This is a genomic window from Variovorax sp. P1_G12, assembly GCF_056405555.1.
Genome location: NZ_JBFUBW010000022.1, coordinates 38243 through 60786, shown reverse-complemented (window position 1 = coordinate 60786; position 22544 = coordinate 38243). Strand labels below are relative to the sequence as shown.

General features: G+C 66.1%; 22 protein-coding genes and 2 pseudogenes. 13 read left to right on the top strand and 11 right to left on the bottom strand.

Translation table 11 applies throughout. The features are described 5' to 3' along the window. Positions 1-3 precede the first annotated feature (3 nt). Complete coding sequence (locus AC1D2O_RS23620; RefSeq protein ID WP_478093476.1) at positions 4-288, bottom strand: hypothetical protein; 285 nt, start codon at positions 286-288, stop codon at positions 4-6. Between the two features lie 126 nt (positions 289-414). Between AC1D2O_RS23620 and AC1D2O_RS23615 the strand changes: the two genes are divergently transcribed. Further along, positions 415-576 (top strand): hypothetical protein, encoded by a 162-nt coding sequence (locus tag AC1D2O_RS23615; RefSeq protein WP_478157992.1) that lies wholly within the window; start codon positions 415-417, stop codon positions 574-576. 167 nt (positions 577-743) lie between these two features. Beyond that, positions 744-998 (top strand): DUF3606 domain-containing protein, encoded by a 255-nt coding sequence (locus tag AC1D2O_RS23610; protein ID WP_478157991.1) that lies wholly within the window; start codon positions 744-746, stop codon positions 996-998. Positions 999-1070: 72 nt separating this feature from the next. On the opposite strand, the gene AC1D2O_RS23605 is transcribed toward AC1D2O_RS23610, so the two are convergent. From AC1D2O_RS23605 to AC1D2O_RS23590, 4 genes are all read right to left on the bottom strand, one after another. Next, a complete protein-coding gene (locus tag AC1D2O_RS23605) occupies positions 1071-1811 on the bottom strand; it encodes a hypothetical protein (RefSeq protein ID WP_478157990.1) in 741 nt (246 codons plus the stop codon). 82 nt (positions 1812-1893) lie between these two features. Next, positions 1894-2565 carry an alpha/beta hydrolase family protein gene (locus AC1D2O_RS23600; protein ID WP_478094941.1) on the bottom strand — a complete coding sequence of 224 codons (672 nt, stop codon included), beginning with the start codon at positions 2563-2565 and terminating at the stop codon, positions 1894-1896. A gap of 140 nt (positions 2566-2705) precedes the next feature. Continuing rightward, the gene (locus AC1D2O_RS23595; RefSeq protein ID WP_478157989.1) at positions 2706-4469 is read right to left on the bottom strand and encodes an AsmA family protein; all 1764 of its coding nucleotides are present in this window, start codon (positions 4467-4469) and stop codon (positions 2706-2708) included. Between the two features lie 55 nt (positions 4470-4524). Next, positions 4525-5451, bottom strand: coding sequence for a LysR family transcriptional regulator (locus tag AC1D2O_RS23590; protein ID WP_478092034.1), 927 nt, complete (start codon positions 5449-5451; stop codon positions 4525-4527). 225 nt (positions 5452-5676) lie between these two features. Between AC1D2O_RS23590 and AC1D2O_RS23585 the strand changes: the two genes are divergently transcribed. The 3 genes from AC1D2O_RS23585 (at position 5677) to AC1D2O_RS23575 (ending at position 8742) form a co-directional block, all read left to right on the top strand. Next, positions 5677-6618 carry a YeiH family protein gene (locus AC1D2O_RS23585; RefSeq protein WP_478092032.1) on the top strand — a complete coding sequence of 314 codons (942 nt, stop codon included), beginning with the start codon at positions 5677-5679 and terminating at the stop codon, positions 6616-6618. 60 nt (positions 6619-6678) lie between these two features. Continuing rightward, on the top strand, positions 6679-8235 hold the full coding sequence (locus AC1D2O_RS23580; protein ID WP_478092029.1) for an acetolactate synthase large subunit: 1557 nt from the start codon (positions 6679-6681) through the stop codon (positions 8233-8235). Positions 8236-8451: 216 nt separating this feature from the next. Further along, a complete protein-coding gene (locus AC1D2O_RS23575; protein ID WP_478092027.1) occupies positions 8452-8742 on the top strand; it encodes a hypothetical protein in 291 nt (96 codons plus the stop codon). A 40-nt stretch (positions 8743-8782) separates the two neighbouring features. Here AC1D2O_RS23575 and AC1D2O_RS23570 read toward each other — a convergent pair whose 3' ends face one another. After that, positions 8783-9799 carry an AraC family transcriptional regulator gene (locus AC1D2O_RS23570; RefSeq protein ID WP_478157988.1) on the bottom strand — a complete coding sequence of 339 codons (1017 nt, stop codon included), beginning with the start codon at positions 9797-9799 and terminating at the stop codon, positions 8783-8785. A 375-nt stretch (positions 9800-10174) separates the two neighbouring features. On the opposite strand from AC1D2O_RS23570, the gene AC1D2O_RS23565 reads away from it, so the two are divergent. The 3 genes from AC1D2O_RS23565 to AC1D2O_RS23555 are packed head-to-tail and all read left to right on the top strand — an operon-like array spanning position 10175 to position 13034. Continuing rightward, a complete protein-coding gene (locus AC1D2O_RS23565; RefSeq protein ID WP_478157987.1) occupies positions 10175-11155 on the top strand; it encodes a quinone oxidoreductase family protein in 981 nt (326 codons plus the stop codon). Between the two features lie 10 nt (positions 11156-11165). Beyond that, entirely contained in the window at positions 11166-12008 is an 843-nt protein-coding gene (locus AC1D2O_RS23560) for a TauD/TfdA dioxygenase family protein (protein ID WP_478094688.1), read from the top strand. A 33-nt stretch (positions 12009-12041) separates the two neighbouring features. Next, the gene (locus AC1D2O_RS23555) at positions 12042-13034 is read left to right on the top strand and encodes a Bug family tripartite tricarboxylate transporter substrate binding protein (RefSeq protein ID WP_478157986.1); all 993 of its coding nucleotides are present in this window, start codon (positions 12042-12044) and stop codon (positions 13032-13034) included. Between the two features lie 20 nt (positions 13035-13054). Here the strand turns inward: AC1D2O_RS23555 and AC1D2O_RS23550 are convergent, their stop codons facing one another. Then, positions 13055-13957, bottom strand: coding sequence for a LysR substrate-binding domain-containing protein (locus AC1D2O_RS23550; protein ID WP_478086053.1), 903 nt, complete (start codon positions 13955-13957; stop codon positions 13055-13057). A gap of 146 nt (positions 13958-14103) precedes the next feature. Here AC1D2O_RS23550 and AC1D2O_RS23545 point away from each other — a divergent pair, with 146 nt between their 5' ends. Beyond that, the gene (locus tag AC1D2O_RS23545) at positions 14104-15096 is read left to right on the top strand and encodes a Bug family tripartite tricarboxylate transporter substrate binding protein (protein ID WP_478086052.1); all 993 of its coding nucleotides are present in this window, start codon (positions 14104-14106) and stop codon (positions 15094-15096) included. 12 nt (positions 15097-15108) lie between these two features. Then, a complete protein-coding gene (locus tag AC1D2O_RS23540; protein WP_478086050.1) occupies positions 15109-16209 on the top strand; it encodes a M14 family metallopeptidase in 1101 nt (366 codons plus the stop codon). Positions 16210-16224: 15 nt separating this feature from the next. On the opposite strand, the gene AC1D2O_RS23535 is transcribed toward AC1D2O_RS23540, so the two are convergent. From AC1D2O_RS23535 to AC1D2O_RS23525, 3 genes are all read right to left on the bottom strand, one after another. Next, positions 16225-17283, bottom strand: a complete 1059-nt coding sequence (locus AC1D2O_RS23535) for a beta-keto acid cleavage family enzyme (RefSeq protein ID WP_478086048.1) — start codon at positions 17281-17283, stop codon at positions 16225-16227. 176 nt (positions 17284-17459) lie between these two features. Beyond that, positions 17460-18020, bottom strand: coding sequence for an RBBP9/YdeN family alpha/beta hydrolase (locus tag AC1D2O_RS23530; RefSeq protein ID WP_478086047.1), 561 nt, complete (start codon positions 18018-18020; stop codon positions 17460-17462). Between the two features lie 9 nt (positions 18021-18029). Beyond that, complete coding sequence (locus AC1D2O_RS23525) at positions 18030-18605, bottom strand: TauD/TfdA dioxygenase family protein (protein ID WP_478157985.1); 576 nt, start codon at positions 18603-18605, stop codon at positions 18030-18032. A 127-nt stretch (positions 18606-18732) separates the two neighbouring features. Between AC1D2O_RS23525 and AC1D2O_RS23520 the strand changes: the two are divergent. From AC1D2O_RS23520 to AC1D2O_RS23510, 3 genes and pseudogenes are all read left to right on the top strand, one after another. Beyond that, positions 18733-19561: pseudogene (locus AC1D2O_RS23520) on the top strand (AraC family transcriptional regulator); the annotation flags it as partial. Between the two features lie 46 nt (positions 19562-19607). Next, positions 19608-19780 (top strand): annotated as a pseudogene (locus AC1D2O_RS23515) (quinone oxidoreductase); the annotation flags it as partial. 115 nt (positions 19781-19895) lie between these two features. Beyond that, positions 19896-20042, top strand: a complete 147-nt coding sequence (locus AC1D2O_RS23510; protein WP_478086046.1) for a hypothetical protein — start codon at positions 19896-19898, stop codon at positions 20040-20042. An 81-nt stretch (positions 20043-20123) separates the two neighbouring features. Here the strand turns inward: AC1D2O_RS23510 and AC1D2O_RS23505 are convergent, their stop codons facing one another. After that, complete coding sequence (locus tag AC1D2O_RS23505; RefSeq protein WP_478157984.1) at positions 20124-22532, bottom strand: xanthine dehydrogenase family protein molybdopterin-binding subunit; 2409 nt, start codon at positions 22530-22532, stop codon at positions 20124-20126. Between the last annotated feature and the right edge of the window lie 12 nt (positions 22533-22544).

The window sequence follows — 22544 nt, the reverse complement described above, 5'->3', positions numbered from 1 at the left end:
CGGTCACGTGTCATAGGGAATGTGATCTTCGCCCGCGAGGAGAGGACGTTTTTCATAGTCCTCAAGCCAAGCCTTGAGGCGACGATCCAGACCTTCTTCGGCGGCCGCCTGATTGGGAAAATGGCCGGCCAGCGCGATGCGGCACATGAACGCCGTGCCTCTGTAGACGTCGATGTGGTAACTGCGCATGCCGTCAAGACCGCCGTCGCTCTCGACCTGCATGTGCCATTCGGCTGAGGGGAACGGGGGAGGGTCGTCCGCGCCATTGATGTGGCCATCGTTCGTCATCTTGGTCCCCTGACGCGTCGGTGACTTTGTGTTCGCTGGACAGACGCGCGCTATCCCCGGTAAGGACAGCGTACTCCGAAGCAATACCCTGCGGAAGCGTGTCGCAATCTCGAAGGGGAGTCGGTCATGAATTCTGAACAGGCGAAGAGTGATGAGCGGGCCGATGCCGATGAACCCCCAACCTCTTGCGCTCTTGTCTTACAGAACGTCGCAACGGTCCGCAGTAGCGTTCACGCCTTCGATCTCGCCTTCGATCTCATCAGGAAGGAGGATCGCCGTGAGATCTGAGCACTCACCCCAGCGACGTTGCATTTCGCTGGGGTGTCGTTGCCGTGATCCTTGTGGCGGCCGGAACGCCGGTGCACAACCTCTTCGCCGAAGAAGAGCTGGGCGCCACCTGGTGCGCGTCAGAGCAATGCAGCCGTAACGCAGCAAGACGATGAGAGGTAAATCTGATGACCATACAGCAAGAATGGTTCGAATATCTCGAATGGGTCCAGTCTCCCCAAGCACTTGATCGGGAGGGGCTCGGCAACAAGCGTTCCCCAAAGAAGACCGGCCTGGATCGCGAACTGATTTCCCTCGCCGAGCCTCACGAAGTGCGCAGTTGGACCGAGTCGCTCGGCGTGACTGAGCAGCAACTCAGGGCGGCCGTCGCCGCGGTGGGCAACTCGGCGGAGAAGGTGCGTGAGTACCTTCGGAAGAAATGACCCGGGCGACAAGGCCCAGTGCGCAGCAAGTCGAGTAGCTCAAGCGCATTTTCCCCGCGCTCGGGCGGGCGGTCAGTCAGCACGGCGCCATTGGCCAGAATGCGGGCACAAGCTGGCCCGTGCGCCGTTCAGCCAGACCTGCTCTTCCTCCAACTGCAACGCGGTCGAAGGGTCGATGTCGAAGTCGATCCGAAGTGCCCGCCAGATGTGGGCATCCTCGATGGGAAGCTCCCAGGTCAGGAATACTTGGGTGCAATCGGGGTCGGGCGGGAAGTCGGCCACATCGAAGCCGTCGCTGCGACGCTTGATCACGGCATGAGGCTGGCCGGTATCGAACATCACGGCCGTCCCCCTGGTCAACGGGATTCGATGACCCGAAGAGGGGAAATGCAAGTCCAGGCCCTTGTCTTCGCTCAGGAAGAGGTTGCAAAAGGCCGCACCGCCATAGTGCGCGCCGTCATGGTGGTACTTCGCGCCGCGGCAGGCCATGAGGGCGACGTCGCAGGAGGCAAGCACCTCGTGCAGGCCGAGCGTCCGCGTCCAGTCGGCCATCGCCTGCACGCAGTACCGGTAGTCCGGCCAGCGCATGCGCGCGCGCGCCAGAGGCAATGGCTCGACGTCTCCGGGTTCCAGGCCCAAGCGCAACGATATCTCCCTTTGCCAGTCCGCCATCAGCCTTGCAGGGGGCGCAGGCACGTCGACCGTGCCTGACAGCACAACCTCGCTCACGCTTCGGCTGCGGATGGCATCGCCACTCCAGAAATAGGAAGCAAGGAGGTCCCGCGCTCGATGCGGGGGAGGGGGGTGGCTCATCCGGATCAGTGTAGTGGGGCGACGTCCCCCCGCTTGGCGAGGGGCCTCGGGGGTTGCACCACTGCGAACGAAAGGCCTGCGCTCAGCGCAGCATCCAGCCGGCTGAGCCGTCGAGGATCTGCGTCATCACCTCGCGGTCGTTGCGGCCCGAGCGGACCAGCACGTGGAAGGAATGGTCGGCTTCGTCGATCCGCATCAGGGTCGCCAGCGGCCCGAGTTCGGCCACGAGCTTCTCGATCCGGCCGAACTCCGCCAGCTTGTCGCGCGTGCCCTGGACGAACAGCATGGGCGTGCGGACATCGACGAGATGCCGCGCGCGGTCGCTCGAAGGCGCGCCCGCTGCATGCAGCGGAAAACCCAGGAACACCAGGCCCGCCACTCCCGGCAAGGGCTCCAGGGCCTGCGCCTGGGAGGTCATGCGGCCGCCGAACGACTTGCCGCCCGCGAAGAGCGCAAGCGCGGGGAAGAGGCCGGCGGCATGCGCCACGGCCGCGCGCACCGTGGCCTGGGCGATCGCCGGCGAATCGGTGCGCTTCGAGCCGCGCTCCATGTAGGGGAACTGGTAGCGCAGCGTGGCGATGTGGCGCTGCGCCAGGCCGTCGGCCACCTCGGCCATGAACGCGTGCGCCATGCCGGCACCGGCGCCATGGGCGAACACGTAGCAGGCGCGCGGCGCCGGCGGCGACTGCACCAGGCCGGAGACGCTCTCGCCGTCGTCGAGAGGGATGGTGGTGGGGCGTGCTTCGGTGTTCATGTGGCGTCCTCTCGAGGCCGGCGCACGGCAGCGCCGAAGCGGGAAATTGTGGCGCATGCCGGCGGATCGGCGGTGTCGGGAGGTCGCGTCGAAGTTCTTCGACCGCATCATCCGGGAAGGCAACGCGGGAGGCCGCCCCCTCAGCCGCCGAAAAGCTTGCGGCGAATCGGCCCTCGCGTGTCGCCCTTGGCCGGCGCGCCGCCAGGGCCGGCCTGCGGGCGCCCCGGCGACGCGGCCCGGTCGCAGGCCGACGGCTCGCCGGCTGCGGCGCGCAGCGCCGGCGCCAGCAGCGAGATCCCGCCGGTCGCGGCGGCCACGCCCACGTTGGCGGCCTGGTGCACGGCACCGCGCGGATTGATGCTCAGCTCGGGTGCGTCGAGCGGGCCCTGGAGCAGCATCAGCTCGACCAGGCTGCTCGCTTTCAGGTCGAGGCCCCGCTTGACCTGGGGCCGGAACGCCAGCGAGWGGGTCTGCCGGGCGAGATTGATCTCGCCGCTGGCCGAGACCGCGATCTGCTGCGTTTCCACCGCGATCGAGCGGTCGATCGCCGCCACGCCGTCGCGCAGAGGCAGCTGTGCGACGGCGCACTGCACGACCAGGTCGTCGCGCGGCACGTTGCTCGGGATCAGCGCATCGATCAGGCGCGAGAGGAGGTCGCGGTCCAGCGCTGCGCCCCGGCCCACCAGCCCGACGTCGCGGGCGCTCAGCAGGGCGCTGCCGCTCGATGACGCGGCCAGCGCCGCGGGCGTGCGGCCGGACATCGCGAGCTTGGCTTCGAGGTCGGCATGGCCGCCCTTGAAGCGCCGACTGCCTGGGTGCGCCGCGTCCAGTGCCTCGACCGACATCGACCTGGCGCTCAGTTGCAGGTCGATGTGCGGTGCGGCATCGGGGTGCAGCGCGACCCGGAGCTGTCCCCGGGCCTGGCCGCCGGCGATGGCAAAGCTGAACGGCTCGACCTGCAGCCGTCCGGGACTGAAATTGACATGGGCCTGGAAGGCCGAGATGGCCGGCAGCCGCGGGAGGCTCAGCGCGGCCGCCGACAGTGCTGCCTCGAGCCGCAATGGCGCGTCGCCGAGCTTGAGAGTCGCGTTGCCGGTCAGGCGTTGTCCGGCCACCGACAGCGCCATCGGATCGGCGCGCCACTGCGCCGGCGCATGCACCACCGTCGCGTGCCATTCGAGCGGCACCGGGATCATCTGTGCCGCCGGGCCGAACGGCGCCAGCGCCGGCGCCGCATCCACCCGGACCGACACCCTGGCGTCGAAGGCTCCGGCGTGTTCGCCGGTGCCGATGCTGCCCTGGACCGCGAGGGAAGCACCCTCGGTGCTGGCGCGCAAGTCGAGCGGCCACTCGGCGGTGCCGGCCCACAGCGCCTCGATCGGTCCGACCTCGCCCTTCACCTTCCAGTGTTGAGGCCCGAACGCCAGCTCGGCGGTGAACTGGCTCCGGTGGTCCGTCGTGGCCAGCGCCAGCGATTCGATGCGCAGGGTCTGCCCGGTCGGGAGGCCGATGTCGGCGCCCTGGGCGTCGACGCTCAGGATGTGCAGGGTGCCGGCGAGCAGGTCGCGCAGCGAGACTTCGAAGGCGACATCCCTGGCCCGCAATGTGTCGACGTGCGTGCTTCCCCGGGGGCTGGCGAGCACCACGTCCGTGGCCTCGATGGCGAAGGTCGGCACGAGGCGCAGGTTCAGGTCGCCCTCGATGCGGAAGTCGCGCCCGGTCGCGGTGCTCACGCGCTCCGCGAGCATGGACGCCAGCCGCGCGGGCGGATAGGCCTGCCGGAAGGCGACCCAGGCCGCCGCGGCGAGCAGGCCGAGCACGCACAGCGCGATCAATGCGATCAGCGCGCGGCGCCCCGTGCGGCGTCCGCCGTTCTTGTCGTCCCGAGGGGTTCTGGTCTCCATCCGCGCATTCTCATGCTTGCGCCCCGACCCGGTTCAACGGTTCGGTGCGGGTCGCTCAGCGCGCGCCGTGTCGCTCCGCGGCGCTGCAGTGCGCCAGGAAATCCGTGGTCGCGCGGCCCAACCGCTTTTCACGGTGCAGCACGATGGAAAGCTGGCGGCTTGCCCTGGGCAGGCGTGTGCGCAGTTCAACCAGGTGCCCGTCCGCCACGCTTTGCTCCACCGCGTAGCGGGAAAGGCAGCCGAGGCCATCGCTCGCCGCCACCACGCGCTTGATCGCTTCGGTGCTTCCGAGTTCGAAGCCGACGCGGACCTGTCCCAGGTTTTTCAGCAACCACTCGTCCGAGATCTGGCGTGTGCCGGAACCGTGTTCCCGGAGCACCCAGGTGGCGGCGGACAACTGGCGGGTCGTTGCGCAGCGATTCGCCAGTGGGTGGCCCGGTGCAGCGAGGATCACCATTTCGTCATCCAGCCAGGGCCGCACGACCAGATCGGAATGCGTCTGCGACCCTTCGACGAAGCCGATGTCGACATCCAGGGCGGCGACCGCGTCGATCACTTCGCTGGTATTGCCTATGCGCAGATGGATCTGGCTCTTGGGGTGCAGTTGGGTCCACTGCGACACCAGGCTCGGCAACAGGTATTCGCCGATCGTGAAGCTGGCGGCAACGCGCAGAGGCGCAGCGTGCTCGTCCGTGAACAGGGCCTGCACCTCGGCCGCCTGCTCGACCAGGGCTTGGGCCTTGGGCAACAGCGCGCGCCCGTTCTCGTTGAGCAGCAGACGTCGGCCGATGCGGTCGAACAGCTCGACGCCGAGCGCGCCCTCGAGTTCGGCCAGCGAGGTGCTCGCCGCAGATTGCGAGCGGGCGATCCGGTCGGCCGCCGCGCGTGTGCTGCCGCTGCGCGCCGTGGCCAGAAAGACTTCGAGCTGACGCAGGTTGAGGCGCAGGCGCTGGAATGATTGCTGATTTGATTTATCGATCATTCTGAACACTATTATCCGCTTTTTTCTTTAACAGCCTTTGCCTACCATCCAGCTCATGAAGGGGCCACGACCCTCCCACGTGCAATCCACACGCTGTTCGAAAGAGATTCTCCAGTGTTCAGTTTCCTGTCGCCAACCTCCGCCGCCGACACGGGCCACCCCGCCTGGTTGCCGCAGCAACTGCGGCAACTTCTCCCCGGCGCCGCCTTGTCCAGTGTGATCGCGATGGCCGCCACGCTGGTGTCCACTTTGCATGGCGGGCCCCAATTCCTGTATGCGCTGTTCTTTGGCGTGGCTTTTCATTACCTCAGCCATGACGCCAAGACCCGGCCCGGCATCGAATTCTGTTCGCGCACCGTGCTGCGACTGGGCGTCGGCCTCCTCGGGGCGCGGATTACCGCGAGTCAGATTGCCGGCCTGGGGTGGAGCACCGCGGCCATCGTCATCGTCGCCGTCGTGACCACGCTGCTGTGTGGGGTGCTGCTGGGACGTCGCCTGGGCATGAGTCGCGCGCAAGCCGTCTTGTCCGGCGGTTCGGTCGCCATCTGCGGCGCGTCGGCCGCTCTGGCGATCTCGGCGGTGTTGCCGCGCGACAAGGAGAGCGAGCGCTTCACCCTGATGGTGGTGGTGACCGTGACCGTGCTGTCGACCCTGGCGATGGTGATCTATCCGCTGGTTGCCCAGCTGCTGCATCTGCCGCCCGAGCTGGCCGGGCTTTTTCTGGGCGGAACGATCCACGACGTCGCGCAGGTCGTCGGCGCCGGCTACATGCTGAACCAGGAAACCGGCGACTACGCCACCATCGTCAAGCTGTTCCGTGTGTCCATGCTGGCCGTCGTCGTGGTGGTGGTGTCCGGCCTGTTCAAGCGACAGCGTGCGGCGAGCGACAGCGCTTCCGCCGGCGCCAGGCAGGCCCTGGTGCCGTGGTTTCTGTGGGTCTTCGTGGCCCTGGTCATCCTCAACTCCCTGGGCGGCGTGCCGGCGGCGGTGCAGACCGGCCTCAACGACGTCTCCCGCACGTGCCTGGTCGTCGCCATTGCGGCGCTGGGCGTGAAGACTTCATTCAGGCAACTGGCCCGCGCCGGCTGGCGGCCCTTCGCGCTGCTGCTGGTCGAGACGCTGTGGATGGCCGGCTTTGTACTGGCCGCCATCGCGATGCGAAACTGAAGGCCTCGCATCCCTGTCGAATTCGAACATCGACCTTCCTTCTACAACGAGAGTCTTCCTATGAACGGCGCGGAGAAGCTGGTCCACACGCTCATCGACCACAAGGTCGACGTGTGCTTCACGAACCCTGGCACCTCGGAGATGCACTTTGTCGCCGCGCTCGACAAGATCGAGGGCATGCGCTGCGTGCTGGGCCTGCACGAGACCGTGGTCACGGGGGCCGCCGATGGCTACTACCGGATCGCGGATCGTCCGGCCGCCACCTTGCTCCATCTGGGTCCCGGGCTGGGCAACGGACTGGCCAATCTCCACAATGCCAAGAAGGCGCGATCCGGCATCGTCAACATCGTCGGTGACCATGCCGTCGACCACCTGAAGCTGGATGCGCCGCTCACGTCAGACATCCACGCCATCGCGGGCTCGATGTCCCAGTGGGTGCGCACGAGCCCCACCGTCGATGACATCGCCGCCGACGGCGCCGAGGCGGTTCGCCAGGCGAATTCCCGTCCTGCGCGCATCGCGACGCTGATCCTGCCGGCCAACGTGGCATGGTCCGAAGTCCCCAATGACCAGGGGACGCCCAAGGAAGCGCCGGCACAGCCGACCGCGCAGCACCCGCGAGATTTCGACCGGATCGTCAAGGCCCTGCGTGACGACCCTCAGTCCACCCTGCTGCTTCTGGGCGATCGCGCGCTGCGCACGACGTGCACGAACCTGGCAGGTCAGATCTCCGCGGCCACGCGCTGCGAAGTGCGTGCGGAGTTCTATACCGCGCGGCTGGAGCGCGGTGCCGGACGCGTCCTCGTGCCCCGCCTGCCGTACGCCGTCGATCCTGGCCTGGCAGCGCTCGCGAAGTTCAAGCGAATCGTCCTTGTCGGAGCCAAGGCGCCGGTTGCATTCTTCGCGTATCCGAACAAGCCTGGGCGGCTGTCCGCGCCGGGGTGTGAGTTCCTGACGCTATCGACGCCCGACGACTTGCCGGAGGAGGCGCTCTCGGCCCTGTGCGAAGCGCTGGGTGCGAATCGTCGCGCACCGGCCCACGTGGTCGAGCAGGACGCGCAGGCGCCCTTCGCCGGGGCGTTGAGTCCCGAAGGGATCGGCCGGACGTTGGCCGCCACGCTGCCTGCGCACGCGATCGTCGTCGAAGAGGCGATGACCACCGGGCGCGGTTTCGATGCGCTGACCGCGCAGGCCGCCCCTCATGACTGGCTGACCAGTTGCGGCGGTGCGATCGGCTTTGCCTTGCCCGCCGCAGTCGGGGCGGCGATGGCTGCTCCGGAACGTCGGGTGCTCGCTCTCGAAGGCGACGGCAGCGGGATGTACACGCTCCAGTCGCTGTGGACCATGGCGCGGGAGAACCTGGACATCACGGTGGTGATCTTCGTGAACCGCGCCTACAGCATCCTGCGGGGCGAGCTTGCGGCGGTCGGCGCCGGAACTCCGGGCGTTCGGGCGCAGGACATGCTGTCGCTCGAAAGGCCTGCGCTGGACTGGTCGAGCCTGGCCAAGGGCATGGGTGTGAACGCCACCCGGGTCGGCGACCTCGAATCGCTGGGAAAGGCGCTGGTGCGCTCCTACGAAACGCCGGGTCCGACGCTCATCGAAGCCATTCTCTGAGCGCCAGCGCAAAACCGGTCCATGGCAACCCAGCCCATCATCAATCTGTCGAATGGGTAACCTCTGTGAACAGCTTTGCTCGTCCGACGTGTAGTCGAACGGGAACTTCCCGTCGCTGTTTGAAACTCACGAATGCTTCATTGCGATGACGCCCTCGACGGCAGCCCGGCTACATTGACCACTCCATTGCCGCTTCTCGACCTGTACTGAAATCTTATGTTGACCCGCATGTTTGTCTGCGCGTGCCTCACGCTGCTTTCGTCTTTCTCCCTTGCTGAAGTCGGCACCTCCGCCGATATGGCCGAACGCTACCTTGACGTTCAACGCTGCATCGAGCGGGACATGGGCAAGCTGTGGCAAGAAAAATATGGCATCGAGCTGACGATCAACCGATGGGGCGCCGTCGAGGCGATCGGCGCTTCGATCGACGCTGCCCCTCAGGTTGTTCGCATGACGGATCTGCGTTGCCGCCGCGAACGGGATCTGGCAGGCCAACCCCGACCATGACGCCTTGGCACCCTCACGGATGAGCGGCAGCAGACCTTCCCTAGGAGAGCGGCCGGGGAAGGTGCTGCTGCCGCCAGCTGCTCGGGCTTTGGTCGAAATGCTTGATGAACCAGCGCGTGAAAGAGCTGTTTTCCGCAAAGCCGGCCAGTGAGGCGGCCTCGCTGACAGAGAGCTGCGGGTTCTTCAGGGCGCGGATGGCAGCCTGGCTGCGAACGGCGTCCAGGGTGTCCTGAAAGCTGGTGCTGTGGTTCTCCAGCTGGCGCTGGAGGGAGCGTGACGTGCAGCCCAGCGCGCTGGCCACCTGGGCGATGCTGTGGCGGCCGTGCGGCAACAAGGACTGGATGGCGCTTCGCACCTGCTGCTCGATGGACTTCGGGGATTGGCTGGGGGCGTGCATGTCCATCAGGAACCGGGCATGCCGCTCCATGCCGCTGTCGTGCTCCGGGTCGAGAAGCTGCAGGTCCTGGTTGGACACCACGATGCCGTCGAAGTCCGAGGCAAACACGATCTCGTTGCCGAGCACTCGACGGTGATGGGCCGTGCTGGTGGGAGGCGCGTGCGAGAAATGCACGCCGATCGGGTTCCAGTCCTTGCCCAGTTGGTGGCGGCACAGGCTCAGCAAGGCCGTGATGCCCAGTTCCATGGGGTGGCGCCCCGGCGTCTCCCGTTCGGTGTCCAGCTGCAGCTGGATGATGGACAGCCGCCCCTGTGTCACGGTTTCCGTGGTGATGGTGGTGCTGATCAGGTGGTGGTAGTCCTTGAGCGTTTGCAGCAGGGTGGCCAGGCTGGCCTGGTGCTGCAGCAGCAGGCTGATCTGCCCGAAGTCCGACAACCGCCAGCACGATCCCATGAGCAATCCGAGCGATGCGTTGCCGGCTTGCGCGGAAGAGGCTTCCAGCGGTTGGGCGAAGGCTGTCTCGGGCACCAGCAGGTCGGGTGAGTTCAGGCAGCTGTGGTCCAGGCCCGCCTGCCGGAGCATGCGCATCGGATCGATGCCGAGTTCCTGCGCGACTTTCGAGTACTTGTTCAGGCTGATGCTTCGGATGCGGGGCGTCATGGTGGCAGGTCCAGGCCCCTTGGCCGCTTGCGGCAGGGGCGTTTCAAAGCGCAGCGGTGGTCCTGAACCCATCCGGGAATGGTAGGGGATTCAGTGCACAGACGCGAATCAATGCCCCGAACGCGTGGTCAATGGCGTGGGTGCCGCAGGCTTTGATGGAGATGGCGAATCCTGTTGGGTTCGGCAGGCTGGGGGCGCGTGCCGCAGTCTGCGTGCAGACCCTCACAGGGTTTTCCCCTTGCGGCGCGACTGGGCAAGAACCTGTCGTGATCGGCAAAGCGGGTTTGCTGCGTGTGATTCGAGAATTTGTCCAACCGGCAGGCAGAGCGTGAATGCATCGCAAGACCTGCTGCGGTGGACTTCAAGGAGACAGCAGTGGCACAAGTGATCAGATTCGAGCAGACAGGGGGCCCGGAGGTCCTGCGCATGCGCGACGTCGACGTCGGCGACCCCGGGCCGGGCCAGGTGCTCCTGCAGCAAAAAGCGGCAGGCCTGAACTATGCAGACACGTATTTCCGTACCGGCATCTATCCGGTGCCGCTGCCCAGCGGCATCGGGGTGGAGGGCGCGGGCGTCGTGGCCGCGATCGGCGAGGGCGTGGACCACGTGGTCGTCGGTGACCGCGTAACCTACACCGGCTTTGTCAACACGCTGGGTGCCTACAGCACCGAGCGGCTGATTTCAGCCAACGCCCTGATCAAGCTGCCGGACGCCATCGACTTCGAGACGGCCGCATGCATCACCATGCGGGGGCTGACCTCGGCCTATCTGATGCGTCGCATCCATGCCTTCAGCGGCAACGAGACGATCCTGCTGCATGCGGCGGCCGGCGGCGTCGGGCTGATCGTCACCCAGTGGGCCAAGCTGCTCGGGCTCACCGTGATCGGCACGGTATCGAGCGAAGCCAAGGCCGAAGTGGCACGCGCCCATGGCTGTGACCACGTCATCAACTACAGCCATGAGAACGTGGCCCAGCGCGTGCGCGCGCTGACCGATGGCGTGGGCGTGAGCGTGGTGTTCGACAGCGTCGGCAAGGACACCTTCGAGGCGTCCCTCGACTCCCTCAAGCGTCGCGGCCTGATGGTCTGCGTCGGCACCGCCTCCGGCACGATCCCGCCGTTCGACCCCCAGATCCTGGCGCGCAAGGGCTCGCTGTTCCTCACGCGTCCGGCGCTGGCGGACTACATCGCCGACCCCGTGGAAAAGCAAGCGCTGCTGGCGGAGCTTTTCGACCATGTGGCGGCCGGGCGCCTTCGCATCGACATCCAGAAGCGCTACGCGCTGGCGGAGGCCGCCGAGGCGCACCGCGATCTCGAATCCCGCAAGACCGTGGGCGCATCGGTCTTCACCCTCTGAGGAGCAGGCAATGAAAGTCGAACAACTGACGTGCACCATCGGTGCGGAAGTATCGGGCGTGCACCTGGGCGAAGCGTCGCGCGACCTCGGCCTGGCCAACGAGATCAAGGCCTTGCTGCTGCAACACAAGGTGCTTTTCTTTCGCGACCAGGACATCACGCGGGCCGAGCATGTGGCCTTTGCCCGCCATTTCGGGGAACTGGAAGACCATCCCGTGGCCGGCAGCGACCCGGACCATCCCGGGCTGGTCCAGATCTACCGCAGCGACAAGCGCGAGAACTACGAGAACAGCTTTCACACCGATGGCCAGTGGCGCGACGCGCCGCCCATGGGGTGCGTGCTGCGCTGCATCGAATGCCCGCCGGTCGGGGGAGACACCATCTGGGTCAACATGGTGGAGGCCTACAACAACCTGCCCGACGACATCAAGAAGAAGATCGACGGCCTGAAGGTGAAGTGCAGCATCGAGCACTCTTTCGGCGCCGCCATGCCGGAAGCCAAGCGCCGGGCGCTCGGGATGGAGCATCCCATGGTGGAGCATCCGGTGGTGCGCACCCACCCGGAAACAGGGGAGAAGATCCTGTACGTCTGTGGTTTCGCCACCCATTTCGCGAACTACCACACGCCGGACAACGTGCGCTACGGCCAGGACAAGACGCCGGGCGCGAGCCTGCTGCTCAATTACCTGACCAGCCAGGCGGCCATTCCCGAGTACCAGGTTCGTTTCCGCTGGAAGCCCAACAGTGTGGCCATGTGGGACAACCGCTGCACGCAGCACTACGCGGTCCAGGACTACTGGCCGGCGCCCCGAAAAATGGAGCGCACGGCCATCATCGGCGACAAGCCTTTCTAAGCGCGCACAGCACAGCAATCGAAGGAGACAGACATGAACAAGCAGGGCAACTTCTGGTGGCGTGGATTCGCCCTGGCGGCTGGTATCGGGATCGTGGCTTGGACGCCCGTCGCGCAGGCGCAGGAGGCATGGCCCAGCAAGCCGATCCGTCTGGTGGTGGGTGGGCCTGCCGGCGGCAGTGCCGACGCGCTGGCCCGGCTGCTGGCCGAAGGGCTGCAGCAGGCATTGAGCAAGCCGGTCATCGTGGAATCCAAGCCCGGCGCCGCCGGCGCGCTGGCGATCAACGACCTGTTGTCCACCGGCAAGGATGGCCACACTTTCCTGGTCATCCAGGGCGGCGTGGTGAGCGAAACCCCGCTGGCCTACAAGGTCAGCTACAAGCCATTCTCGGACCTGAAGCCGCTGGCCCAGCTCAGCCGCACAGGACTGGTGCTGGTCGCCAACAAGGATCTGCCTGTTTCCAATTTGCAGCAACTGGTGGAATACGGCAAATCGCAAAAGGACGGACTGATCTTCGCTTCCTATGCGACGGGAATGAAGGGCCACACCTCGGGCATGTTGCTCGGGCAACTCGCGCATGTGCAGATGAAGCATGTCGGATACAAAGGCTCGCCCCAGGCGCTGACCGATCTCATGGGCGGCCATGTGCCCCTGATGTTCGATGGGGTGACCACCTCCTTGCCGCTGATCAAGGCCGGCAAGATCAAGGCGCTTGCGGTGAACTACCCGACACGGATTGCCGAGCTGCCGGATGTGCCCACTTTCAAGGAGTTCGGCTACCCGCAGCTCGCGCAGGCAGGCTGGTTCGCTGTCTGGTCCCGCCCGGATGCGCCGCCGGCCATCCAGCAGAAAATCCGCGAGGTGACGCTGGCCTATTTCAAGCAGGAATCGGTGCAGAACCGTATCAAGGCCATGGGCATGGAACCGGGCGCAGCCGTCACGTCGGACGAGATGATGAGCGACTTGAAGCAGGCCTACCAGGAGCAGGCCAAGCTGCTGAAGTCGATCGACTACCAGCCGGAGTAGATTCGGTGGGCCCTGCGTATTCAGCGAGCGCGCTTCAGCCCGCGCGGTGGCGGAACCGATTGCAGGCACTCCACGAGACACTGGGCCGCAGGCGTCAGGCGACCCTGGCGCAGCGTCACGATGCTCACCTCGACCGGGGGCAGGCGCTCGCGCAGATGAAGGGCCTGCAGGCCGCGCGGCAGGAGCTCCTGCTCGATCACGGCGCTGGAGAACAGTCCGAGCAGATCCATCTTCCCAAGCAGGTGCACGGCAATGGCGAAGGATTCGCAGGCCAGCATGCGCGGCGGTACCTCCAGCCCCTGTGAAATGAACAGGCGGGAGAAGAAGTCCCGGTTCAGAGAGGGGACCACCCAATCCTGCTCCTGCAACTCGCGCAGCGACCGCGCTGCGGCCATCGGGTGGTCGCCTCTCGCACCGACGACGAGCTGCATGAGGAAGAGAGGCTGCTGGATGAAATCGTCGGGCAGGCTGCCTTCGAGCGTGTTTGCAACGACGAAGTCGAGCGTGCCGTTCTTGAGCTTTTGCAGCGCGACCGGCGGCGCATCCTCGGTGATGCCGACCTGGGCTTGCGGCATGCGGCGACCGAAAGCCTTCAGCGCATCAGGCAGGAGCGTGAGCCCGATGGTCGATGTGAGGGCCGCCGTCACGCGGCCGTGGCCTCCGGCCTTCATGTAGGCCAGCTCGTCGCGGGCACGGCGCAGCTCCTCGAGGATCAGGTGCGCGCGCGCCTGGAAGGCCAGGCCCGCCTCGGTGAGCTCGACACCCGCGACACTGCGCCGGAGCAGCGGCACATCGAGCTCGGCCTCGAGTTCGCGCATGGTGCGCGTCACTGCGGGCTGGGAAATGAAAAGCGCGCGCGCAGCGGCGCGAATGCTCCGATGCTCGGCGACCGCCACAAAGGCGCGCAGTTGCTGCAGTTTCATTCGAGGCCCGGCTAATGACAACAAATGCTGATGTTAGTGGCGAAAATGTTGTCTTTTCCTGATAGGCCTCTGTTCTTACCATCCGTCGACTCCTGCTGTTGCGCAATGCAAGCAGGCGCGAGCCCCCCCTGTCCCGGAGAACAGCAATGAACCTCAAGAGCACTCTGACCGCCTGCGTCGCAGGCCTCCTCATGACATTGGGCGCCCACGCGGCCGATGCCTTTCCGTCCAAGCCGGTGAGCCTGATGGTTCCGTACCCGGCGGGCGGGTCGTCCGACGTCATTGCGCGGGTCGTCAACAGCGCATTGGCCAGGCAGCTGGGGCAACCCGTGATCGTCGAGAACCTGGGCGGCGCCGGGGGCGCCATCGGTGCGCAGAAGGTTCTTCACGCGCCGACCGATGGCTACCTCGTGTTCCAGGGCACGCCGAACGAGACCATCCTCGTGCCGTTGACCAACGCGTCCGTCAAGTACGCCAGCGAGGATTTCCGCATCGTGCAGATGATCGGTGTGGCGCCGATGGTGGCCGTCACCCGCAAGGACCTGCCCGCGAACTCGATGGACGAGTTGATCGCTCTGGCGCGCAAGTCGGCCAAGGACGCGCCGCTGACTTTCGGCAGCACCGGCTACGGCTCGCTCTACCACGTGCTCGGGGAGCGCCTCTCGGTGCTCACCGGCGCGAAGATGACGCACGTGCCCTACAAGGGCGGCGCGCCGCTGATGCAGGACCTGGCCTCCGGCCAGGTGGACTTCATGCTCGCGCCGATCCAGCAGCAGATCATCGCGATGGCGGATGGCGGACGCATGAAGATCATCGGCACGCTCGCGCCGGCCGGCAAGGTGGAAGCGCCCCTGCTCGCGAAATTCGCGAGCGTCAACGACGGCACGCAGCTCAAGGACTTCAGCTTCACGCTCTGGCACGCCTACTTCGTGAAGAAGGGCACGCCGGACGAGGTGGTGCAACGGCTCAACAAGGCGCTCGGCGTCGTGCTGGCCGATCCGGCGGTGCGCAGCCAGCTCGAAGCCCAGGGCCTGGTGGTGGCGTCGCCGATGACGGTGTCCGAAGCCGTGAAGGCCTACGAGTCCGAAGTGGCGCGCTATCGCCAGATCGCCCATTCGATCAAGCTCGAACCGCAATGAATGCGCGCGCCAATGACTTCGTCGCCCACGATCGTTGATCACTTTTTTTCCGCGAACTACGCGCAGGCGCGCCAGCGCTTCCTCGCCGCCGCGCATTCGCGGTCGGACGGTGTCGAGAGTTTCCTCATCGAGGCCTCGGGTTCGTCCGGCGAGGCCCTGAGCACGGACGTGGCGTGGGTCCGTCCGGACGGCGCGCGTGCCTTGCTGGTGCTCACCTCGGCCACCCACGGCATCGAAGGCTTTTGCGGCTCGGCCTGCCAGCTCGCGCTGTTGGCCGACGACGACCTGCTCGCGCGCGCCGCCCAGGCCGGTGTCGCGCTGCTGTTGATCCACGCCGTCAACCCGTACGGCTTCTCCTGGCTCAGCCGCACCAACGAGGACAACGTCGACCTCAACCGCAACGCGCAGTCTTTCGATGCGCCGCTGCCGATCGACGCGGACTACGCCCGCCTGCATCCGCTGCTGGTGCCGGCGGTGTGGCCTCCGACGCCGGAGAACCGCGAGGCGATCGCGGCCTATGTCTCGCAGCATGGGCACGGTCGGTTTCGCGCGGCGGTGTCGAGGGGGCAATACGCGTTCCCGGAAGGACTTTTCTTCGGCGGTGCTGCGCGCAGCGCATCACTGGGCACGCTCAGCCGTGTCCTGCGGAAGCACGGCGGCATGTTCGAGGAGATCGGCTGGATCGACTTCCACACCGGCCTCGGCCCATGGGGCCATGGCGAGAAGATCTTCGCGGGCCGCCGCGATCCCCAGGAGGTGGAGCGTGCCGTGCGCTGGTGGGGCCTCGATGTGGCGGTGCCCTTCGCGGGCACGTCCGCCTCTGCCGACATCACGGGCCAAGTCGCGTCGCTGATCTATGCCGCGTGCCCCGACGCGCGGACGACATCGATGGCGTTGGAGTTCGGCACCGTGCCGTTCGACGCGATGGTGGATGCGCTGCGGGGCGAAGCCTGGCTGCGCCGCCATCCCGACGCGCCGCCCGCCGCCGCCGCACGCATTCGCGAATCCATGCGCGGAGCCTTCTTCAGTGACGACCCGGCCTGGCAGGGCATGGTGCTTGGCCAGAGCCGGGTCGCGACCCTGCAGGCGCTCCGAGGCCTGGAGGGCCGCTGACTCGATCTGGCGCGATCAGGCCGCCTTGCGCAGGAAGCCCTGGTTGCCGCCGTTGCGATTCGGCGCGAAGCCGTTGGCCTGCAGGGACTCCTCCGCCGTGTCGTAGAAGACGCCGATCCTCGAGATCTCGCGGGCCTGCCGGGCCGTGGCGATCTCGCGGCCGAACTCGCGGGAGATGCGCACCAGCTGCTCGATCTGCGACACCGTGCTCATCTTGGCCGTTCGCGACTGGTTCCACAGGACGTCCTCGGTGCCGCAGCGCACATGCAGGCCCATGGCAATGCCCATCATGTTGATCGGCAGCACGTTGCGCACGGAGCTTTCGACCGTCAGCACGGCACCGTCGGGCACGGCGCGCAGCGTGTTGGCCAGGTTGTAGATGTTGGGCGCATCCATGCCGCCACTGATGGCGACCCAGTTCATGACCAGCGGGCCCTTGTAGACGCCGCGGCGCATCAGGCGCTCCACCGACTCGAAGCTGTTGATGTTGTAGCACTGGAAGGCACTTTGAATGCCGGCCGCGGAGAGCCGGCGGATGTGCTCCTCCACCCAGCCGGGCTGGGAGGGCACCGTCATCTCCTTGTAGGCATTGAAGATGGCGGGGATCTCCCGGGAGGTGCCTTTGAAATCAGCCAGCTCCGCATGCTCGGTCACGTTCATCTGCGAGGTGTTCACCGTCACCGTGACCTGATCGGGCTTGGGGTCGAGTTCGGCCAGCATGTGGCGGGTGTCGTCGCTCAGCCACTTGGCAGCGGCGCCTTCCGATTCCGGCGCAAAGCTGATCGAGCCGCCCACCTGGATGACCATCTCCGGGACGGCCTTGCGCACGCCGGCGATCAGCTCGTTGAACTTGGACAGGCGCTTGGAGCCCTTGCCGTCCAGTTCGCGCACATGCAGGTGCAGCACCGTGGCGCCGGCGTTGTAGCAATCCACCGCCTTCTGGATCTGCGCTTCCATGGTGACGGGGATGTCTTCGGGAAAGTCGGAGGGCAGCCAGCCCGGCGCATAGGGGGCGGCCGTGATGATCAGTGGCTGCTGGTTTTCGGGGAACAGGTGGCCGTCGAGAAAGTTCATTGCATGTCTCCAGTGGAACAGTGGACTTCGACGGACAGGTGGACCTGCGCCCTGGGGCGATGCTGGCACCGTCGAGTTCCGAGGGAGCTGTCACTGTAGGACAGGCAGGCAGGAGGCCGTTTGCCGGATCACGCTGCTCATTTGGCATTTCGCGCCAGTCCGGACGACCCGTGGGCTCACGCGAGTTCGCGAATGAACGCCTCGGCCTGCGGCCACTCGCCATGGCCCGAGGCCGGGTTCAGATGCCCGACCGGGCCGAGTTCGACGAAGCGGCTGCCCCACGCCTGCGCGAAGTCACGGGCGCGATCGAGACGGGTCAGGGGATCGTTGCTGCCCGCCGCAACGATGCTCGGAAACGGCAGCTTGGCGCGAGGGATCGGCAGCCAGCCATTGAGTTCGAGTGCCTCGGTCGTCGGGTAGCCCGCCGGCATGGGGGTCTCGAGGTCGGCGGGCGCCGCCAGCAGTGCGCCGCGGATCTCGCGCGTGGCGCGCAGGGCGGCCCAATGGGCCACCATGATCGCGCCCGCGCTGTGCGCCACGATGATCACCGGTCCCTCGATGGCGGCCAGGGCGCGGTCGATCGCGTCGACGCGCGCGGCGCAACTCAGCTTGTCGTGCTCGAGCGGAGCAACGCTGTGCACGCGAGGCAGCTTCGCCGCCAGCAGGGTCTGCCAGTGGTCCGGTACATGCTCGCGCAGGCCGGGGACGATGAGAACGGTTGACGATGCAGAGTTCATGTTGATCTTTCAGTAGGGCAGGTCGCCGATGATTGCCGTGCGCTCGCTCTTTCGGTGGCACGGCGGGTAGTCCATCACTGCGTAGCGCTGGGTCGAACGGTTGTCCCAGAACGCGATGCTGTTCTTCTTCCAGCGGAAACGCACCTGGTATTCGAGGATGCAGGCCTGACTGACCAGGTAGTTGAGCAGATGACTGGCGCCGGGCGACTTGTCCAGCCCGAAGCGCACATTGGCCGGGGTATTGAAATTGGTGAAGTGCGTCGTGAAGCTCCCATTGACAAACAACACCTTCTCGCCGGTTTCGGGATGGCTGCCCACCACGGGATGGTCCTCCAGCTCGCCGAAGCGACGGGCGAAGGCCACGTGCTGGGCGCGCGTGATGTCCTGGTCGCGGAAGAACAGCACGCGATGCTTCAGGATCAGCGCCCGGATCTCTRCCATCAACGAGTCGTCCTCGGCAGCCGCGCCGAGGTTGACGTTGCCGAGCTCGGCGCCGATCGAACAAGTGAGGGGCTCGACCTGGATCGAGTTGCCCAGAGAGGTCGCGCGAACCACGGCGGGTGCCGCTGTGAGGGCTTGAGTCATGAAGCTTGTCTCCTGTTGTCGAATAGGCCGCTTGATGCTTCAGAGTGTGGTTGCGCCGGCAATCCCCCGCTTGTCAATACATGACAGGCACTTATCCTTCGGTGCCACTTTTCTACCCGGTTTTCCGATGTCGACACCGGTCCGCGCTGCGAGCCTTACCAACTACAGCGAGGTCGCGCGTGCCGGCGGCGTGGACCCCGGAACGCATGCTCTCCGACGCGGGTCTGAGCCCGAATGTCCTGCGCGAGCCGGACCTCATGATTCCGGTCGAGCGCGTCGGGCAATTGCTCCAGGCGTCTGCCGTCCTGTCGGGCAACGAGAGTTTCGGCCTGTGCATGGCGGAGTCACGGCTGCTGTCCAACCTTGGCGCGGTGGGAATGCTGATCCGCGACCAGGCCACGTTGCGCGACTCGCTCGACGTGCTGATGCGCTACCAGGTGCTGCGCAATGGCTCATTGTCGTTGATGGTCGAGGAGTTCGCTGGAGAGGTCGTTCTCCGCGAGGAGGTCCAGGCGGGCAACGCGCAGTAGCCCACGCGCCAGAGAATCGAACTGGCGCTCGGCGTGATGCTGCGGTTGATGCGTCAGTTTCTTGGGGCCGGCTGGCAGCCACGACGCGTGTGCCTCGATCACCCGGCGCCGTGCGACCTCACTGTGCATCGGCGGTTGTTCGGCCGGGCTGTCGAGTTCGACGCCGAATTCAACTGCATCGTTTGCGCGAAGGCCGATCTCGATGCCCGCAACCCGTCCGCCGATCCGGCGATGGCGCGCTACGCGCAGCAGTTGCTGGACGCGTCGGCCAGGCCGCAGAGGGCAACGATGCTCGAGGACGTGCGGCGCACGATCCTGCTGCTGCTGCCCAGTGAGCGCTGCACGATCGAACAGGAGGCCGAGCACCTGGGCGTGGCGTGCCGCACGGTCCAGCGTGGGCTGGCGGAACAGGGGCAGAGCTTCTCAGGTTGACGGACTCCTCCGCCTTTTCACGGGCGTGGCGGTGCGGCCGGGGGTCGAGGCCGTTGGTGCCGGCGTGACCCAACTGGCGGTCGGCGACCGCGGACCTACACGGGCTTCACCAACACACTGGGCGCCTACAGCACCGAGCGGCTGATTGCCGCCACACTGCTGATCAAGCTGCCGGATGCCATCGACTGCGAAACTGCGGCGGCCATGACCATCTTCGTCATTTGAGTGATCCGCTCAGCAAGGTGAACTGCCATGGCTCCAAAGTCATCGAGACTGAGACTGCTCGCAATGCTTGCACTGTGCTGGCTTGCGGTGGCAAAGGTCGTCCATGCACCGAAATTCCGCGAAGCGCTGGCTGCGCAAGGCCTGGACTTGCCGTGCCTCGTTGGACCAGCTTCGGCACGTGCTGGCCGCGACCATGGCCCACAATCAGGCGATCATCGAGAAGCTCCAGCTGAAGAGCAGACCTGAGTGACCCTGCTACCTTGAAGCATTGTCATAGACGAGGTCGCCGCATGCACGCAGCGGCATTTGAGGCGAAGCAGTCGCGCACCGGTCAGACGACACCAAGGGCCTGGAGAATTTTTTCGGGCGTGATCGGCTGCGCAGTAACCCGGACATCGAAGGATGCGAGGGCGTCGTTGATCGCATTCATCACCGCCGCCGGGGCGCCCGCCGTGCCCGCCTCACCCGCGCCCTTGGCGCCGAGTTCTGATGTTCTCGTGGGCGTCTGGACGTGCGCGAGCACGATGTCCGGCATCTCGTTGGCCATGGGTACCAGGTAGTCCGCCATGCTGCCGTTGCGCAGCAGGCCGTGGTCGTCGTAGAGGCATTCCTCGAGCAGCGCACCGCCGATGCCTTGCACAATGGCGCCGCGCATCTGTTCGTCGACCAGCAACGGGTTCAGGATACGCCCGCAGTCTTCCACCGCCCAGTGCTTGAGCAACTTGACAAAGCCGGTCTCGACATCGACCTCGACATACGATGCCTGCACGCCGTTGGTGAAGGCAAAGGGGTAGTCGCGCTGCGCGTAGTGCCGCGTGACCACCAGCGCCGGCAACTCGCCCGGCGGCAAGGTGTCTGGCCGAAAGTAGGCCACTCGCCCGAGTTCGGACAGGGCGACCGATGTTTCCGGATGGTCGGTGTCGACAACATAGCCGTTCCGGACCTCCAGCGTGGCGACATCCTGTTGGAGCACGACGGCCGCGAGCTGGCGCAGATTCTCGCGCAGCGCATGGCCTGCCTGCAAGACCGCTTCACCACCGATGCCGGCGCCACGCGAGGCCCAGGTGCCGCCGCCGTAGGGCGTGACTTCGGTGTCCCCGGTGATCACCCGCACCTGCTCCATCGGCACACCCACGGCGTCCGCCGCGATCTGGGCAAAGATGGTTTCTGTGCCTTGCCCCTGTTCGCCTACGCTCACGAGGCAGGTCACCAAGCCGCTGGCCTCAAGTCGGAGCGTCGCACCGTCCTGTGCTGAAATGCGGGCGCCGCCGATGCCGTAGAACGCGGCGCCAGGGTTGGTCAGTTCCACCAGCACCGCCAAGCCGATGCCGCGATAGATGCCCTGTTCACGCAACGCCGCCTGCTCGGCGCGCAAGGCCTTGTAGTCCATCAGCTGGGCCAGCTTCTCGAGGCAGGCTTCATGGGACAGCTGCTCCAACTTGATGCCAGAAGCACCGTTGCACGGATAGCCATCGTCGGGCATCACGTTGCGGCGCCGCATGTCGAGGCTGTCGATGCCCAGTTTGCGCGCGGCAAGCTCCACCAGGCCTTCGGTGATGGCGCAGGCAATCGGATGACCGACGCCGCGGTACTGGCTGGTCGGTGCCTTGTTCTGGAACACGACGTTCAGCACGGCCCGGTAATGCTTGTGCCTGTATGGCCCACCGGTGATGGTGAGCACCTGGTTGCCTTCGATCGCGCTGGTGCGCGGATAGACCGAATAGGGGCCGATGCCAGTCAGGTCGTCTACATCGAAACCGACGATTTCCCCGTCGGCCTTCACGGCCAATCGCGCGCGCACCACATGCTCGCGCGCATGAACGTCCGTGACAAACGACTCCAGCCGGTCGGCCACGAACTTTACCGGCCGCTTCAGCAGGATGGACAGCGCCACCGTAGCGAAGTCGTCCGGATACGAATGGACCTTGATGCCGAACGATCCGCCGACATCCTTGCAGATTACACGCACCGAGCTCTCCGGCAAGTCGAAATGGCGGGCGTACAAATCCTGCATCATGTGCGGCGCCTGGTGCGACTGGTACACCGTGAGATGGCGATCGGCCGGATGGTAGTCGGCCAGGACGGAGCGGGTCTCCATTGTCACGCCGGTGTGGCGACCGAAGCGGTAGGTTTCCTCGACCACGACATCGGCCCCGGCGAAGGCTTCATCGACCGCGCCGGTGTCGATCTCTTTGTGGAAGCACAGGTTGTCGCCCAATATCGGATGAATGGGCGGCGTGTCTGGATCGGCTGCCGCTTCCATGCAGCCCACGACCGGCAGTTCCTGCCAGTCGACGATGATGGTCTGCAGGGCGTCTTCGGCCTGGTGGCGGGTCTCGGCGACGATGGCCAGCACTGGCTCGCCCTGCCAGCAGACGCGTTCGACGGCCAGCGGGTATTGCGGCGCCGACTTCATGCCGACCATGTGCGCGAGCGTCGCTGTCCATGGCGTGCAGACGGTAGCGATCTCGCGCCCGTCCACCACAGCGATGATGCCGGGCATGCTGCGCGCCTGGGTCGCGTCGATGGCGCCGATGCCCGCATGAGCCAGTGGGCTGCGCAAATACACCACATGCGCCAGCCGTGGCAGGGAGATATCGTCGACGTAGGTGCCACGACCTTCCAGGTGGCGCCTCGCATTGGGCCGGACGACGGAAGCGCCGATGTAGCCGCGAGGCAGCGCTGTATCCGGGGCGGCGCGATCGGACGTTTCGACGGGAGCGGTCGGTGCGATGTGCATGTTGCGGGCGGA